12 protein-coding genes are annotated in these 16,056 nt (G+C 74.1%); 3 read left to right on the forward strand and 9 right to left on the reverse strand.

Going from position 1 to position 16,056, the window contains the following annotated elements; all coding sequences use genetic code 11:
• Position 1 precedes the first annotated feature (1 nt).
• From OG509_RS01235 to OG509_RS01270, 8 genes are read right to left on the reverse strand one after another with little or no spacing between them, the layout of a single operon-like run.
• The gene (locus tag OG509_RS01235) at positions 2–844 is read right to left on the reverse strand and encodes a 3-hydroxyacyl-CoA dehydrogenase family protein (RefSeq protein WP_406179302.1); all 843 of its coding nucleotides are present in this window, start codon (positions 842–844) and stop codon (positions 2–4) included.
• On the reverse strand, positions 841–3,924 hold the full coding sequence (locus OG509_RS01240; protein WP_406179304.1) for a type I polyketide synthase: 3,084 nt from the start codon (positions 3,922–3,924) through the stop codon (positions 841–843). The genes OG509_RS01235 and OG509_RS01240 overlap by 4 nt, the downstream gene beginning before the upstream one ends.
• Entirely contained in the window at positions 3,921–6,356 is a 2,436-nt protein-coding gene (locus tag OG509_RS01245) for an amino acid adenylation domain-containing protein (RefSeq protein ID WP_406179305.1), read from the reverse strand. Before OG509_RS01245 ends, OG509_RS01240 begins: the two co-directional genes overlap by 4 nt.
• Positions 6,353–7,873: an FAD-dependent oxidoreductase gene (locus tag OG509_RS01250; protein WP_406179307.1), complete on the reverse strand. Its 1,521-nt coding sequence runs from the start codon at positions 7,871–7,873 to the stop codon at positions 6,353–6,355. Before OG509_RS01250 ends, OG509_RS01245 begins: the two co-directional genes overlap by 4 nt.
• Positions 7,866–8,897, reverse strand: a complete 1,032-nt coding sequence (locus OG509_RS01255; protein ID WP_406179309.1) for a phosphotransferase — start codon at positions 8,895–8,897, stop codon at positions 7,866–7,868. Before OG509_RS01255 ends, OG509_RS01250 begins: the two co-directional genes overlap by 8 nt.
• Positions 8,894–10,156 (reverse strand): hypothetical protein, encoded by a 1,263-nt coding sequence (locus OG509_RS01260; RefSeq protein WP_406179311.1) that lies wholly within the window; start codon positions 10,154–10,156, stop codon positions 8,894–8,896. Before OG509_RS01260 ends, OG509_RS01255 begins: the two co-directional genes overlap by 4 nt.
• Complete coding sequence (locus OG509_RS01265; protein WP_406179313.1) at positions 10,153–11,097, reverse strand: transketolase C-terminal domain-containing protein; 945 nt, start codon at positions 11,095–11,097, stop codon at positions 10,153–10,155. Before OG509_RS01265 ends, OG509_RS01260 begins: the two co-directional genes overlap by 4 nt.
• Positions 11,094–11,909, reverse strand: a complete 816-nt coding sequence (locus tag OG509_RS01270) for a transketolase (protein WP_385575845.1) — start codon at positions 11,907–11,909, stop codon at positions 11,094–11,096. The genes OG509_RS01265 and OG509_RS01270 overlap by 4 nt, the downstream gene beginning before the upstream one ends.
• A gap of 326 nt (positions 11,910–12,235) precedes the next feature.
• On the opposite strand from OG509_RS01270, the gene OG509_RS01275 reads away from it, so the two are divergent.
• The 3 genes from OG509_RS01275 to OG509_RS01285 all read left to right on the forward strand — a co-directional run bounded on the left by OG509_RS01275 (position 12,236) and on the right by OG509_RS01285 (position 14,555).
• Positions 12,236–13,321 (forward strand): Gfo/Idh/MocA family protein, encoded by a 1,086-nt coding sequence (locus OG509_RS01275; protein WP_406179315.1) that lies wholly within the window; start codon positions 12,236–12,238, stop codon positions 13,319–13,321.
• Positions 13,314–14,138 carry a hypothetical protein gene (locus OG509_RS01280; RefSeq protein ID WP_406179317.1) on the forward strand — a complete coding sequence of 275 codons (825 nt, stop codon included), beginning with the start codon at positions 13,314–13,316 and terminating at the stop codon, positions 14,136–14,138. Before OG509_RS01275 ends, OG509_RS01280 begins: the two co-directional genes overlap by 8 nt.
• A 120-nt stretch (positions 14,139–14,258) precedes the next feature.
• Entirely contained in the window at positions 14,259–14,555 is a 297-nt protein-coding gene (locus OG509_RS01285) for a hypothetical protein (protein ID WP_134068654.1), read from the forward strand.
• Here the strand turns inward: OG509_RS01285 and OG509_RS01290 are convergent.
• A complete protein-coding gene (locus OG509_RS01290; protein WP_406179319.1) occupies positions 14,524–15,429 on the reverse strand; it encodes an aminotransferase class IV in 906 nt (301 codons plus the stop codon). The two genes, OG509_RS01285 and OG509_RS01290, sit on opposite strands and share 32 nt — an antisense overlap.
• Positions 15,430–16,056 lie beyond the last annotated feature (627 nt).

Below are 16,056 nucleotides of genomic sequence, written 5' to 3' on the forward strand. Positions count from 1 at the left end.
GTCAGTTCCCGTCGTAGGAGTAGAAGCCTCGGCCGCTCTTCGCGCCGAGCCGGCCCTGGTCGACCATCCGGCGCAGCGCCGGATGGGTCACGAACTCGTCGGTCCCGTAGTGCTCGTGCAGCACCTCCAGGGTGCGGACGACGGTGTCGATGCCGATGAGGTCCGCGGTGCGCAGCGGGCCCGAGGTGTGGCCGAGGCAGCCCTTGAAGAGGTCGTCGACCTGGCTCGGGGTGGCGACGCCGTCCGCGACGACGGCGGCGGCGAGGTTGACGACCGGCATCAGGACGCGGTTGATCACAAAGCCGGGCGCGTCACGGACGACGACGGCCTTCTTGCCCAGGCGCCGCAGCATCAGGTCGACGTCCCGCAGGGCGGCGTCGGAGGTGTCCTCGCCGCGGACGACCTCGACCATGTCGATCCGGTCGACCGGGTTCATGAAGTGGACGCCGACGACCCGTCCCGGGTCGGTGAGCCCTTCGGCGAGCCGGCGGATGGGGACCGCGGAGGTGTTGGCGGCGATGGTCGTGCCCGGGGCGAGGACCTTCTCCAGCTCCGGGTAGAGGGCCCGCTTCGCCCGCTCCGACTCGGTGGTGTTCTCCACGACCAACCCGACGTCCGCGAGGGCGGCGAGGTCGGTGGCGGGGCGGATGTCGAGCGCCGGGGCGCTCGTGCCGCCGAGGAGGGTGGCCAGGCGCTGGTGGCGACGGACGGTACGGCGGGCGGTGTCGAGCGCTGCGGGGTCGGAGTCGACGAGCGTCACCGTGTAGCCGGCCACCGCGGCGGCGTGGGCGACGCTGGATCCGATGACTCCGGCTCCGAGCACGCCGATGGTGGGTGGGGTCATGGCCTGCGGCTTTCGTTGTCATCGAGGGGTTCTGGCTGCTGTTGCTCCGCGGCGGCCAGCCAGGCCTCCACCTCGCGCGTCATGCCGCCGAGGGTCGCGGAGGTGAAGACGATGGAGGGGGGCACGGCCGTACCGGTGAGTTCCTTAAGGCCCGCGATCAGGTGGACCCCCATCAGCGAGTCGCCGCCGAGGTGGAAGAAGTGGTCGTCGGGGTGGACCTCGCGCAGGCCGAGGAGCAGGCGGAAGCGCTCCGCGAGGTACCCGCCCACCGTCGAGGGCGGCTGCGGGCCGGCCGCCGGATCCGGGCGGTGCTCCGGTTCGTTCTGCTCTCCCCCGGCCGCGGTCGCGGGTGTGCCGGCCGCCGGTACGGGCGCCGACGGCGCGAAGGGGTCGGCGGGCGGCGGTGTGTCGGGGAGGTACCGGCGCCGGATCAGGTTCCGGGGCGGCAGGGTCGTCCTGCGACCGGGTGCCGGGTGCAGGCGCTCCCACTCGGCCTCGACGCCGTGGGTCCACAGCTCGCCGAGGGCCTCCAGCAGGACCTGCCGGTCGGGCACGTGCTCGTAGGACTGCCGGACGGTCCGTACGCAGACGGCGTCGGGGTCGCTCTGGCCGATCCACGGGCGTGCGGTGCCGGGGCCCACCTCGATCAGGACGCGGTGGCGGGCCAGGACCAGCCCGGCGGCGGTCCGGAACCGGACGCGGCCGACCATGTGGTCGCGCCAGTAGGAGGGCGTGGGCGTCTCCCCGTCGAGCCAGCGGCCGAGGACGCTGGAGGCGATCGGGATGCGCGCCGGGCCCAGCGGCACGTCGCGCATGTCCTCGCCCAGCAGGTCGGCGGCCCGGGTGAGCTGGGGGGTGTGGAAGGGGTGGGCGGTGTCGACGGGCAGGACGGTGAAGCCGTCTTCGCGCAGCCGGCCGGCGAGTGCGGTGACCGCGTCCGGGCGCCCGGAGAACACGCAGTGCCCGGGTCCGTTGTCGGCGGCGAGCCAGGTGTCGTCGGCGGCGTACTTCTCGACGTCCTCGGCGGGGGCGAGCACGCCGAGCATGGCGCCCTCCCCGGCCGTCACGACGAGGTCGGCCCGGCGGGCGACGGCCGCCATGGCGTCGTCGAGGCCGATGACGCCGGCCAGTACGGCGGCCACCCACTCCCCCAGGCTGTGGCCGAGGAGGGCGGCGGGCCGGATGCCGAGGTCGATGAGGGTGCGGGCCATGGCGTGTTCGAGGCAGAACAGCGACAGGTGGACCTCGCGCAGCGCGCGGCGGGTCGGACGGGCGGCGCCGTCGCGGCGCAGCAGGGCCCGCAGGTCGACGCGGCCGCCGTCACCGGCGGGGCGCGGCCCGGGGGCGGCGAAGGACCGGCCCACGGCTCCGTCCGTCAGTCCGTCGGCGATCTCGACGGCGGCCCGCAGGTGGCTCGCGAACACCGGGTCGGTGGCGGCGAGGCCGGCTCCCATGCCCGGGTAGTGGCTGCCGATGCCCGGCAGGACGAAGACGACCTCGGGCGGTCCGGACGGGGCCCGGCCGTGCTGTACGCGCAGGCGGTCGGCGTCGAAGGCCGCCCGGGTGCCGCCTTCGGGGGTGACGACGGCGTAGCCGCGGTGCGGGTGGCGGTGGCGTGCGGTCTGAGTGGTCCAGGCGGTGTCGGCCGCACGCGCAGGGTGCCGGTCGAGGTGGTCGCGCAGGGCGTCGAGGTCGGCGGTCAGCGCGTCGGGGTGATGGCTGGAGACCAGCAGCAATTGCGCGCCGTCCGTGCCCTGTCCGTGCTCCTGGTGCCGTGGCGGGGCCTCTTCGAGGACGACGTGGCAGTTCGTCCCGCCGAGGCCGAAGGCGCTGACTCCGGCGCGCCGGGGGCGGCCCTCGGCGGGCGGCCAGTCGAGGGCTTCGCCGAGCGGGTGCAGCGGGCCGCCCGTACGGGCGAGGTCGGAGGGCAACCGGTCGAAGTGCGGGGTGGCGACGAGCCGTCCGTGCCGCAGCGACAGCACGGCCTTGACGAGTCCGGCGAGCCCCGCGGCCTCCCGGAGGTGGCCGAGGCCGCCCTTGGCGGCGCCCACGCGGACGGGGTGGTCCACGTCGGCGAAGACCTCGCCGAGGGCGCTCCACTCGGTGGCGTCTCCGATGCGGGTGCCGCTGCCGTGCGCCTCGACGTAGTCGATGTCCTCCGGCCGGAGCCCGGCGACGTGCAGGGCGGTCCGGATGACCTCGGCCTGCGCGGCGGCGTCGACGCCGGCGAAGCCGGATTTGCCGGAGCCGTCGTTGTTCATTGCGGTGCCGCGGACGACCGCCCAGATGTCGTCGCCGTCGCGCACCGCGTCGCCGAGGCGCTTGAGGACCACGGCGCCGGCGCCGTCGCCCGGTACGGAGCCGCCGGCCGCACGGTCGAAGGGGCGGCACACGCCGTCCGGCGATCCGATGCCGCCGAGTGGCGCGTCGTATCCGCCCGGGGCCGGCACCCGCACGGCGGCGACGCCGGCGACGGCGACGTCGCTGCCGTGGGCGAGGAGGTCCTGCACGGCGAGGTGGACGGCGGTGAGCGCGGTGGAGCAGGCGGACTGGACGGTCACGGCGGCGCCGTGCAGGCCGAGCCGGTAGGCGACGCGGGTGGCGGCGTAGTCACCCCGGTTGGTGACCTCCAAGGCCTGGGCGTCGACGCCTGGCTGCCCGGCGAGGGCGGTGCCCACCCAGCGTTCGTAGTCGTTGTGGCCGACACCGGCGTAGATGCTGACGGCCGGGGTGCGGACGCGGTCGACGTTGGCGGCCTCCAGCGCCTCGTCGGCGGCCTCCAGGAGCAGCCGGTGCTGCGGATCGAGGAGCAGGGCCTCGGAGGGGGCGATGCCGAAGCGTGCCGGGTCGAAGTGGGCGGGCCGGGGGACGGAGCCGTAGGCCGGGACGAACGTGCCGGGCTTCTGCGTGCGCCGGGTGACGGCGTCCTCGCCCGCTGCGAGGATCTCCCAGTAGCGGTCGAGGCTGTCGCAGCCGGGCAGGCGGACGGCCATGCCGACGACGGCCACGGCGTACTCGTCGTCCGCGGCCGGGGCCGGGGCCGCGGCCGGGGCGTGGTGGCCGGGCAGGGGGGCGCTCACCTGGGTTCGCCTCCTTCGGACGGTCGGGTGCGGGGGGCTGTGACGGTGCCGGCGCGCCGCTGCGGGCGCCTGCGTTCGGCGGGGCGGCGTGCGGCGACGGAGCCGGTCGCCTCGCCGAGGAGTCCGGCGTGGCCGCGCGGGGTGCGGGCGGCGAGGACGTCGGCGAGGGCGATCGCTCGGCCGCTGGCCGACTCCAGCGCGCCGCGCAGCATCATCAGGCGCAGGGAGTCGCCGCCCAGGGCGAAGAAGTCGTCGTCGATGCCCACGGTGTCGAGGCCGAGGACGCGTGCCACGAGTACGGCGGCGCGCTCCTGGTCGGCGGTGGTGGGCGGGGTGCAGGGCACATCGAGGGCGGGGCGGGTGCGCGGTGACACGCGCAGTGCGCCCCGGTCGACCTTGCCGCTGCCGAGCAGCGGCAGGGCGGGGACCGAGGCCAGGTGCGCGGGCACCATGAAGTCCGGGAGCCGGGCGGCGAGATGCTCGCGCAGCCGCTGGGGCGGGACCTCGTCGTGCTCGGGCACGACGTAGGCCGCGAGGACGGCGCCCTGGTCGGGGTCCGGGATGCCGACGACGGCCGCGTCGGCGATGTCCGGGTGCGTGCGCAGTACGGTCTCCACCTCGGCGGGTTCCACCCGCTGTCCGCGGACCTTGACCTGGTCGTCGGCGCGTCCGAGGTACTCGATCTGGCCGTCGGGCAGGTGGCGGGCGAGGTCTCCGGTCCGGAAGAGGACCTCGGGGCCGGTGGGGTCGATCCGATTGGGGCGGAAGCGCTCGGCGGTCAGGTCCGGGCGGCCGAGGTAGCCGTCGGCCAGCCCGGGTCCGCCGGTGTGGATCTCACCGACGACGCCGGGCGGCACCAGTCGGCCCGCCGTGTCGCAGAGGTAGGTCCGCATGTCGAGCGGAACGCCGACGACGGTCCCGACCGCGCCCTCGGGTCGGGGGGCGGTGAGCGGTCCGGTGCGGTGGCACACGTAGTCCGCCTCACTGAGGGTGTACGTGTTGTGGACCTCGAAGCCGAGGGCGCGCAGTTCGTCCTCGAGGTCCTGCCCGAGGGCCTCGCCGCCGACGAAGACGTGGCGCAGTGCGGGCGCGGTGCGGAACGCGGGCTGGGTGAGCAGCAGCCGCAGCATGGACGGCACGAAGCTGACGGTGGTGATGCGCTGGTCGTGGATGAGTTCCGCGAGGTGGCGGTCGTCCCGGTCCTTGCCGGGGGCCGCCAGCACCGCCGTGCCGCCGGTCGCCAGCGGCCAGGCGAATTCCCGGAAGCTGATGGGCGACTTCAGCAGGTGCCGGTCGTCCGGGCCCATGCCGTACATCCCCTGCTCCAGCCGGATGCGCGAGGTGTGCATGCGGTGCGGACGGACGACGCCCTTGGGGGTGCCGGTGCTGCCGGAGGTGAACAGGACGTAGGCGGTGGTGTCGGGGCGGGCCCGGTCGTCGGGGGCACCGGGCGGGCCGTCGGCCGCGCCGGGGTCCGGTGCGCCGTCGAGGAACGCTGCGGCATCGAGGGCCCGGTCCGCGACGGCCCGGTGACCGGTCGCGGTGGTCAGCGTGATCGCGGGCGCGGTGACGCGCAGGACCTCCTCGGCCCGCAGGTCCGGCAGGTGCGGGTCGAGGTGGACGAAGCCGGCCCCGGCCTTCCAGATTGCGAGGATGGCGGTGAAGAGCGCGAGGTCCCGGTCGCCGGTGAGGACCACGAGGTCACCGGGCCCGGCGAGGTGTGGGCGCAGCCGGCGGGCGAACCGGTCGGAGGCGGCGTCGAGTTCGCCGTACGTCAGCTCGGCGGCCCCGTCGCGCAGGGCGATCGCGTCGGGGGTGCGGGCGGCCTGCTCACGGATCATGCGGTGCAGGGTGGTGTCCGCGTGCGGGGTGGGTGGTGCGTTCCAGGTGTCCAGCAGCAGTTCGCGCTCGTCCGGCAGGAGCAGGTCGACGGCTCCCGCGGTGGTCGAGGGCTCCCGCGCCGCGCGGTCGGCGAGCAGGGCCAGGTGCCGGGCCACGTGTTCCGCGGTGGTGGCGTCCACGAGGGCGCCGTCGTAGGCGAGGTGGAGGTCCGGGCCCTCGGCGGCGGCGGTCCAGACGGGTCGTCCGAGGGCGGGCGGCTCGGTGTCCGGGCGGGCGGGGAGCACCGCCGCGTACGGTGCGCCGTCGGACGGCAGGGCGGCGTCGACGGCGCGGGCGGCCGCGGTGAGCTGTGCCAGGGTGGCGCTCTCCTGGTCCTCGGCGGGGAGGTAGCACCGCGATGTCGAGCCGGTGGCGCCGAAGACGTCCCAGCCGGTTCCGTAGCGGTGGAGCAGCAGATGGGTCAGCGCGGCGAGCGCCAGGTGGCCTTCGGGTCCGTCGAGCAGGGCCGCCGCGGGTGCGGACAGGGGGGTGGTGCAGCGCGCCGGGCGGGGCGGGGTGGCGGCGCGTACGCGGTGCGGCAGGACGATCATCGGGGTCCCCCGCTCGCGGCCGGGGTCATGGCCGAGGCCGTGCCGGCCGCAGGTGGTGTGGCGCCCCGGCGCTGCAGGACGGAGCGGGCCGCGGCCATGCCGGTGGCGGCGCCGTACGTGATGCCGATGATCTTCGAGGAGCTGTCGCCGACGAAGTACAGGCCGGGGACGGAGGACTCCAGGTCGTCGGAGAGGTCCAGGTCGGGGAAGAGGCGTTCGACGACGGGCGCCGCGACCGTGGCCGTGCCTGGAACGAGCCCCGGGTGGAGGGTGTTGAGCCGGTCGACCATGGCGAGGACGTCGCGGACGGTGGAGGCGGGCAGGCAGTCGCGCAGGTCGCCGTGGTGGTAGCTGATGAGGCTGGTGGCGAGCGGTCCGTCCGGGGCGGGCCGTCCGGCCAGCTCGTCGACGGTGCTGACGACGGGCCTGCCGGAGCCGTGGGCGGCGACGCGCCGGGCGAAGGCGGCGGCGTGTTCGGTGCCGTCGCTTCCTTCGGGCAGGTCGACGGTGGTGAGGATGCCGAGGTTGGACTTGGTCGTGGGCTGGTTCAGGCAGTGCTGCCCGTCGAGCGCGACGGCGTCGAGGAAGCCGTACTGCATGACGCGACCGCCTTCGCACACGCAGAACGTCCGGACCGAGTGGCCCTCTTCGTTGAGGAACGACAGTTTGGGGTTGTGGCAGCCGTCCAGCAGGGGCGCGAGGTCCTCGCGGGCCGCCTCCAGCCGCACGCCCAGGTCGACGCGGCCGCTGGGCCGGTGGCGTACGCCGATCCGTCCGGCGAGGTCGCGCACCCAGGGCAGGCCGAGCTTGCCGACGCCGACGATGACGTCGTCGGCGCGGAACACGGCGGGCCCGTCGGGGGTGTCGGCGCGGACGTGGAAGCCGCCCCCGGTCAGCGGCTCGACATCGGTGGCCCGGTGGCGCAGCAGGACGCTGCCGCCGCCGTGTTCCAGTTCGGCCTTGAGCCGGGCGATGACGACGAGGGAGTCGTCCACGGTGACGCTCTGCGAGTACGCCGTGTCGACGTGCTGGAAGACGGTGCCGTCGCCGAGGAGGGCGCCGTCGGCCTCGTGCGCCGGTCCGGCGGGCGGCAGGCCCAGCTCGTAGAGGATGCGGTACGCCTCGGAGATGAGGTCCTGGGCGCGGTCGAAGGAGCCGAGGGCGCGCTCCAGGCCGCTGTAGGAGCGGACCGTCCCGTCGGGCGCCGTCTCGATCTTGGAGCGGGTGAGCGAGGAGATGTATCCGAGGTTGGTGTCGAAGTGGAACGCCGCGCCGCCGAGTCCGGTGAGGCAGGTGCAGCGCGCGCACTGCAGGCGGAACTTCTCCGCGTCGCGGACCGTGCGCCCCTTCATGCGGGCCACGAGCCGGGGGCACAGGCTCTCGGTCATGTCGCCGCCCGCTTCGAGGAGGACGACGCGCCGGCCCGCCCGGACCAGGGTGAGCGCGGCGAACAGTCCGGCGGGGCCGCCGCCGATGACGACCGTGTCCGCGGGCGTGGTGCGGGTCTGCTCAGACATGGCTGCTCCCGTGGTCCGTGGGGCGCCGCTCCAGGTAGCGCTCGATAAAGGTGCGGTAGAAGAGCCCGCTGGTGTCGCGGCCTTCGGCCTCGATGCGCTCGATGAGCCACTGGCAGGTGAAGGGCAGCAGGTCGAGGACGCGGCCGGGGTGCTGCCCGGTGAGCGCGGCGTAGTGGTCCAGTCCCTGCCGCAGGACGGACCGGAACCAGTGGTCGGAGGCGAAGACCTGGTCGTAGAGCCAGTCGAAGCCGTGTTCCGGGTAGTCCGGGAAGACCGGCAGGGCCGTCGTGACGAGCAGGTTCACGACGTCCATGGCGGCGATGCCGGTGGCACGGTAGTCCTCGAAGTCCAGCACCCGGGCGGAGCCGTCACGGGCGTCGTAGCGCACGTTCCACGGGCCCAGGTCGCCGTGGGTGGGCGCGAGCAGGGCCGTGCGCAGCGCCTCGTCGGCGTGCGGGACGCCGAACTCGGGTTCGCGGACGTACGCGGCGGCCGTCTCGAGGGCCTGGTCCGCGGTGGTCGCCGGGCCGGACGTTCCTCCGGACAGGTGCAGTTCGGCCACCCGTTCGACGGCGGGGCGCAGCACCTGCCACAGGGTGCCGGGCCCGTCGGTGCCCGCGACGGCGGTGGGCAGGTCGACGCCGGGCAGGTGGGTCATGGTGAACCCGCCGCACAGGGCGTCCAGCGGCACGGGGCTTCCGAGGGGGGCGGGGGCGGGGAAGCCGCGCAGGATCTCCAGCTCCCGGGCGAGTTTCGGATCGGTGACGGACAGCGGGACCTTGGCGACGGCGACGGGCGCGCCGTCGATGTCGAGCCGGACGAAGGTGCGGCGGCGGACCTTGCGGGCGCCGGCCGGTGTCCAGGTGGCCGAGCGCACGCGGTCGGGACCGGGCTCGGGGGTGCCGGTGCGTTCCAGGTGGGCGGCGAGCATCAGCCGGGCCACCTCGTCGGTGTCGACGCTGCGTTCGGTCAGGTCGGCGAGGTCCGCGGGGGCGGGCGGGGGCGGGACGGGGGTGCGGGTCATGCGGTGCTCCCGGCGGTGGCGGGGGTGAGGTCGACGAGGTCCAGGAGTTCGGCCAGTGCGGGTCCGCCGAGCAGGGCGCCGAGTTCGTCGACGGCGGCGCCGCGTTCCTCTTCCGTCAGCTCCTGGTAGGCGGTCAGGCGCGTGTCCAGGTGGTCGGCGAGTCGGCGGTAGCCGGACTCGTCCGTGAGCAGTTCGCGGGTGAGCCGGTCGAGGGCCTTGGTGCCCTCCAGGTCGTCCTCGGGGACGATGAACCTGCTGCCGAGGTCGGTGAGGCTGGCCGCGATGTCGCCGGCGACGGTGCCGCGCAGGGCCCTCAGGTTGGCGATGTGTCCGTAGTGCTGCTCCGGGAGCAGCAGCGGGAGCCGGCGCAGGATGACGGACTCGTGCAGCGAGGTGAGGCTCGGCGGGACGGCGTAGAGCGGGGCGTGGGCGAGCTGGCGCAGGAACTCCGTCTGGGGCAGGAAGGCGTACTCGACCTCGACGTCGCCGTGGGTCTCGGTGACGCCCTGGCGGAACGCTCCGCCGCAGACCAGGATGCGGCCGAGTTCGGGCCGGGCCACGGCCAGTTCGGAGACCCAGCGGCGCACGAGGTCGAGGTAGGCGTTGTGGGACTCGTAGTCCAGGAAGAAGTTCTGGAAGCCGCCGAGGTTGATCAGCAGGCCGGCGGGCCGCTCCGGGGGCGGTTCGGTGAGGGCGCCTTCCAGGGCGCCCCGGTCGACGATGGGACCGCACAGCTCGATGTGGTCGGCGCCCGTCGCGGCCAGGGCGGCGATGCGCGCGGGGACTCCGGGGAAGTTCTGCGCGTAGGACCGGCGGGCGAGGAGGTGCGCCAGCAGGATGCGCTCGTGCGGGGCGAGGGTGTCGAAGACGTAGCGGGCGGTGTCGTGGTCGGCCCAGTGGACGAGCTGCGCGCGCGCCGCCAGCTCCTCGAAGCTGCGGTCGGTCAGCCAGAAGCCGAGGAGGCTGTCGAAGAAGAGCACGGGTCGGCCGGCGCGCACCGCTCGGAAGACGAGCTCGGCGTCCATGACGCTGACCACGAGGTCGGCGTCGGCGAGGCCCTGTGCGAGGTCCTCGTGCCGGCTGGTGTCGCCTTCGGTGATGCGGTGGAAGCGGTGGCTGTGGCGCCGGGCGAAGTCGAGTGCGACGCCTTGGCCGACGAAGTCGACGCGGCTGCCGGCGAGCAGGGGGGTGATGGCGACCAGCTTGGAGACGGGCCCGAATCCGCAGGCCTGGGCGCTGGAGAGGATCCTCATCGTCACGCTTTCCTCGTGTTCCTGGTGAACCGGCCGAGCACGGCGGACCGGATGCCGCGGCTGTCCACGCCGTAGAAGTGGAGAAGGTCTTCGTGGGAGGCGACCGGCGGGTAACGGTGGTCGGTCTCCAGGCGCACCAACGGGGGGCCGTCGCGGCCGAGGGTCAGTGCGGTGCGGTCCCCCAGGCCGCCGGGGCCCAGGGACTCCGCGGCGGTGACGACGAGCGCCCGGCGGCGGGCCAGAGCGCGGACGGCGTCCCCGGGGAAGGGGTGCAGGGTGGTCACGGAGGCCACGGCGGCGTCCACTCCGTCGGCGGCGAGGGCCTCGGCCGCGGCGAGGGCCTCGGCCACGCAGCGGCCGGTGGCGAGCAGCAGGACCTCGTCGCCGTCGCGCAGCAGCCGGGGGGTGCCCGGGTCGCCGTCGGACGCCGCGGCGGGCAGCGGCGGGTCCTGGCGCGCGGAGAGCCGTACGTACGCGGGACCGCCTGACGACAGCGCGCTGCGCAGGACGGACACGGCGTCGGCGGCATCGGCCGGGCAGTGCACGCTCATGTGGGGCAGCGCCGACATGAGCGTGATGTCGTCGGTGGCGTGGTGGGTGGGGCCGAGGGGCCCGTAGCCGAGTCCCCCGCCGACGCCGAGCAGGACGACGGGCAGTGCGGGCACGCACACGTCGAGGCGCAGCTGTTCGTAGGCGCGGCGGACGAGGAACGGGGCCATGGCGGCGGCGACGGGGCGCAGTCCGCTGCGGGCGAGTCCGGCGGCGACTCCCACGAGGTTGGCCTCGGCGATGCCGACGTCGAGGTACCGGCGCGGGTGGCGCGCCATGACGCCCTGGAACAAGGCCTGTCCGTCGGCGCCCAGGGTGATCAGGGCGGGGTCCGCGTCGACCGCCTCGGCGAGTGCGGCGGCGAGTGCGGTGCGCATGGTGGGCGGTGTGGTGGTCACGGCCGGCCACCTCGCGCGGCCGCCAGGGCGGGGACGGCGGGTGCGCCGAGTGCGGCGAGGGCCGTCCGGAGCTGCTCCGCGTCCAACGAGCCCATGTGCCAGGCGGGATCGCCCTCGGCGAAGGGGACGCCCTTGCCCTTGACGGTGTGCGCGATCAGTACCGCGGGGCCGTCGCCGGACCGGAGTCCGGCCAGGGCGTCGGTGACCGCGGCCGTGTCGTGCCCGTCGGCCTCGGCGACGCGCCAGCCGAAGGCCCGCCACTTGTCGGCGAGCGGTTCGAGTGCGTTCACGTTCTCGGTGTCCCCTTCCTGCTGGAGCCGGTTGCGGTCCACGACGGCGACGAGGTTGCCGAGGCGGTGGTGCGCGGCGAACTGCGCGGCCTCCCAATTGCTTCCTTCGTCGAGCTCGCCGTCGCCGGTCACGACGACGACCCGCTGGTCCCGGCCGGCCAGCCGCGCGCCGAGGGCCATGCCGCAGCCGAGGGACAATCCGTGGCCGAGGGCACCGGTCGCGGCCTCGACACCGGGCACGGAGTCGGAGGGGTGGCCGGGCAGGGTGGCCAGGTCGGCCTCGATGACGCCGAGTTCGGCGAGGACCGCGTACAGACCGTAGGCCCCGTGGCCCTTGCTGAGGACGAGCAGATCCCGGTCGGGCCAGTCGGGCCGGTCCGGGCGGTAGCGCAGGCCTCGGGTGTAGAGGACGGCGAGCAGGTCGGTCATGGACAGTGCGGCGCCGAGGTGGACCGCCTTGCGTGCGGCCAATTCGACGACCCGCTGCCGGGCACGCCGGGCCAGTTCGTCCGGGTGGAGCACGACGTCCTCCGGTCTGCCGCGACGGGGCGGCTCGTGGGTCGGGTGCGTATGAGCCGGCGGGGATCCGCTGAGGGAGCTCCCCGGGGCGGCCCGCGAGGCGGCGCCCCGACGCCGGGCGAGGCAGAGTCAAGCCGCTTCATGATTGCTTGTCAAGCTCAGTCACTAATCTAGTCACTAACGGGCCTTCATGGATGATCGAGAGAAGTGTCCGCGCATTGACATTCGCAAGTCGCGTGACATTGACTGAAGTCGAGAGCCCGCCCCGCGCCTTTCCCTTCATTTGCGCTGCCGTCCGGCGGGCAACCGCGAGACCCGAGGAGTTCTCAGTGAAACCCCTTGTCCATGCCGTGGTGGGCTGCGGTCGCGTAGCCCCCAACCACGTCGACGGATTTACCGCGCTGCCGAACGCCGAACTGCGCTGGGCCTGCGACCGCGACCTGTCCCGGGCGCGCACCCTGGCCCGGGAGTACGGCCTCCCGCGGGTGACCTCGGACGTGCGCGAGGTCTTGGCGGACCCCGAGGTCGACAGCGTCTCCGTCGCCGTCGACCACGCCGGACACCACGAACTGGTCGCCGCGGCGCTCACGGCGGGCAAGCATGTCCTGGTGGAGAAGCCGCTGGCCATGACCGTCAAGGAGGGCGCCGCCCTGACGGCCCTCGCCGAACGCGCCGGCCGCGTCCTGTCGGTCGTCTCCCAGCACCGCTACGACCCGGTCGTCACCGCCGTGCGCGACTGGATCGCCGACGGCCTGCTCGGACGCCTCGTATCCGGCACCGTCAGCCTCCAGTGCGGCCGAGACGACGCGTACTACGCCGAGAGCTACTGGCGCGGCACCTTCGCCGGCGAGGGCGGCTCCGCCCTGGTCAACCAGGGCTACCACGCACTCGACGTGACGCGCTGGCTGACCGGCGGCCTCACCGTGGTCGGCGCCGCCACCGGGCACACGGCTCCCCGTGGCGGCATGGAGACGGAGGACACCCTGGCGGCCGTCCTGCGAGGCACGCAGGGCGCTTTGGTGACGTACCAGGTCACGGTCGCGAGCAGCATCACCTGGCGCACCCGCATCGAACTCGTCGGCACCGGCGGCTCGGTCCTCTTCGACCTGGACCACCCCGGCACGCTGCACCTGGCCGAGGGCGGCGACGCGCTGCGCGCGGCGGCCCGCACCGTGCGCGGGCAGGTGTCACCCCCACCCGCCGGAATCGGCTACTACGGCATCTCGCACCGCCGGCAGATCGCCGACTTCGCCGCCGCGGTCCGCGACCCCCGGCACACCATGGCCGCCGACGGCACGGCGGGGCTCGATACCCTGCGCCTGCTCCGGGAGATGTACCGCACGGCCCGCTCCGGGGGCGGGGCCGCGGCACCGTCCGGGACCGCGGCCGTGGGCGCGGTGACGGCGCGTGGCTGAGATCGTCGCGGTCGCCGGGGTCCCGCACACCCCCGGCTTCCCCGCCCTGGCCCGCACCGACACGGCCGCCGGGGCGGACGTGGCACAGCGCTACGCGGCGGTCGACGAGGCGGTCGAACGGGCGGACGCGGACGTCCTCCTCGTCCTGACCTGCGACCACATCAACACGTTCACCCCTGACATGTGGCCCACGTTCGCCATCGCCACCGGGGACGGCGCGCTCGGTCCCAACGACGACGTCCCGGGCGTCCCCCCCACCGCGTACGCGCTCGACGCGGGCGTCGGTGCGACCCTCCACCGGGGCCTGGTGGGCCAGGACTTCGACCCGGTGGCCCTGCGCGGCCACTCGGTCGACCACTCCGTCGTGGTGCCGCTGCACTTCCTCAACACACGCGGGCTGCCCGTCGTCCCGGTGTACCTCAACGGCATGGTGGCGCCCCGCCCTTCGGCCGAACGCTGCAGACGGCTCGGCCGGGTGCTTCGGGGCGCCCTGGAGGACCTGCCGGGCCGCCGCATCGCGGTGGTCGCCAGCGGCAGCTTCTCCCTGGAGGTCGGCGGCCCCCGGATGCTGCCCGACCAGTTGTACGGCGTACCGCGGCCCGGCTGGGCCCGGACGGTCGCCGACCGGCTGCACCGCGGGGACCTGGACGGGCTGGTGGCGCAGACGACGGAGCGGCGCATCGAGGAGGCCGGCACGGTCGCCGGCGAGGTGCTGCCGTGGATCGCCGCCGCCGAGATGGCCGCGGACCTGTCCGTCGCCCACATGGACCACCGGGACGGCGAGGGACACGCCTTCGCGGCGTGGGGACCGGCCTGAACCTCCGCGGGCCGGCCGCGGGTCGCCCGCACGGTGCGGGCGAGGCGAACGGCTCCGGAACGCGATCGACGCGTGCCGGAGCCGCACGGGGCACACCACACACGACGAAAGGACCCCCTGATGAGCGTCCACGCGATCGACCGCCTCTGCTACGACATCGCGCACGAGCCGGGGACCCTGGAACGGCTGCGGGCGGACCCGCGGCGGGAGCTCGCGGACCGCCCGCTGACCGCCGACGAGCGGGACGAGCTGCTGCGGGGCGACGTCGCCGCCCTGTACCGCCGCGGGGCCCACCCGGTGCTGCTCGTACGGCTGGCGGCCTTCCGCGTACTGGGCCTCGACCCCGCGCTCTACGCCGCCCGCATCCGGGCGGCCGAGCCGCGCTTCAGCGTGCCGGCGCCGCCGGAACGGGAGTGAGCCACTCGTCGTGCTTGGCGGTGACGGCGCGGACCGTGTCGTGGTAGCACGCTTCCAGCGCCCGGGTGATCTCCCCCGCGGTCTTGCCGTCACCGAGGCGGAACCCGTCGACCTCCACGGCCGGCAGCACCTCCGCCGCGGTGCCCATCAGGAAGATCTCGTCGGCGAGGTACAGCTCCGTGCGCTCCACGGGCCGGACCTCGACGGTCAGGCCGAGTTCCTCCTCGGCCAGCTGGAACAGGGTCTTGCGGGTGATGCTGTCCAGGACCCCGCTGGCCAGGTCCGGGGTGATGATCCGGCCGCCCTTGACCAGGGCGATGCACGAGCCGGACGACTCCGTGACGTTCCCGGCGCCGTTGAGGAAGACGGGCCAGTCGGCGCCGCGGGCCCGGGCGTCGACATTGCCCAGCCGGCCGTTGTGGTAGTTCGAGAACACCTTCATCGATGCCGGCGAGGCACCCGGGTTGAAGCGGGGCCAGGAGCTGACGGCGAGCGTGCAGGTACGCCCCCGGCCGAGCTTGCTCTCGAACTCCCAGGTCTCGATGGCTATCTCGGCCGGAGTGCCGCGCGGCACCATCTGCTCCTTGTGCGTCCCGGCGGCGAAGCCCCACGGGCGCACGTAGAGGTCCTTGCCGCTGGCCTCCCACGAGGCGAGCAGCTCGACGGTGGCGGCGACGAGCGCGTCCGCGTCGAACTCGGGCTCCAGCCAGCTCAGCCGGAGCGAGTCCAGCAGCCGCTGCATGTGGTCGCGGAGCCGGAAGCCATGCAGGACCCCCCGCTCGGCACTCCAGTAGGAGTGCACGCCTTCGAACGCGGCGGAGACCGAGGCGTGCCCGACGGAACTGATGTGGACCGTCGCCTCTTCCCACGGCATGAAGGTGCCGTTGCGCCAAATCAAATGCCCGTATTCAGAAGACACACTTACCCCTATCGGCAACCCTCTGGACGTGGGCCCGCAGGGAGCCCTGACCGAACTCTAGATTTGGCCGTGAATCACTGTCAAGGTAGTCACAATTAACAGTCAATATCTGTGTCATGGGCGCGGTTCGGCCCACCGGGGACACCGCCGACACACTTCGCGCGGCGATCCGGCCGCGGAACGACCCCTCATCGAGGAGAACGGGCGCCACGTCCTCGTCCGGCACGCCACCGGCAGTCAGGGCCCGGACGTGGTCGGGGCGGCCGACCGGCAACCGACCGGCTGGCGGTGGGGCGTTGGTGGAGGGTGATGTCGATGCCGCACCAGGTGCGGAATCCCGTCGATCACCTGCCGGTGGTCCCGTGCCCCCCGACAGCGATTCCATGAACACGTCATCGTCGTCGACAACCGCCCACTCGATCTTGTTGAACGCCTCCACCTCTCCGCTGTCGGACGCATCCCTGCAACAGAGCTTCCGGTCCTGGTACGCCGGGTACTACGACTGCGAAGTGGCGGGAACAGCGGGTGCGGTGAGCCGGCAATGGTCAAGCACACCTGCCTCACCTACCCGCATTGTCCGAA

The organism is Streptomyces sp. NBC_01006 (assembly GCF_045162725.1).
Taxonomy (GTDB): Bacteria; Actinomycetota; Actinomycetes; order Streptomycetales; family Streptomycetaceae; genus Streptomyces.

What these genes read in the sequence shown, in the direction of transcription:
- OG509_RS01235 (WP_406179302.1), bottom strand. Translation starts at nt 844, where the DNA reads ATGACCCCACCCACCATCGGCGTGCTCGGAGCCGGAGTCATCGGATCC.
- OG509_RS01245 (WP_406179305.1), bottom strand. Translation starts at nt 6,356, where the DNA reads ATGATCGTCCTGCCGCACCGCGTACGCGCCGCCACCCCGCCCCGCCCG.
- OG509_RS01250 (WP_406179307.1), bottom strand. Translation starts at nt 7,873, where the DNA reads ATGTCTGAGCAGACCCGCACCACGCCCGCGGACACGGTCGTCATCGGC.
- OG509_RS01255 (WP_406179309.1), bottom strand. Translation starts at nt 8,897, where the DNA reads ATGACCCGCACCCCCGTCCCGCCCCCGCCCGCCCCCGCGGACCTCGCC.
- OG509_RS01285 (WP_134068654.1), top strand. Translation starts at nt 14,259, where the DNA reads ATGAGCGTCCACGCGATCGACCGCCTCTGCTACGACATCGCGCACGAG.
- OG509_RS01290 (WP_406179319.1), bottom strand. Translation starts at nt 15,429, where the DNA reads ATGCCGTGGGAAGAGGCGACGGTCCACATCAGTTCCGTCGGGCACGCC.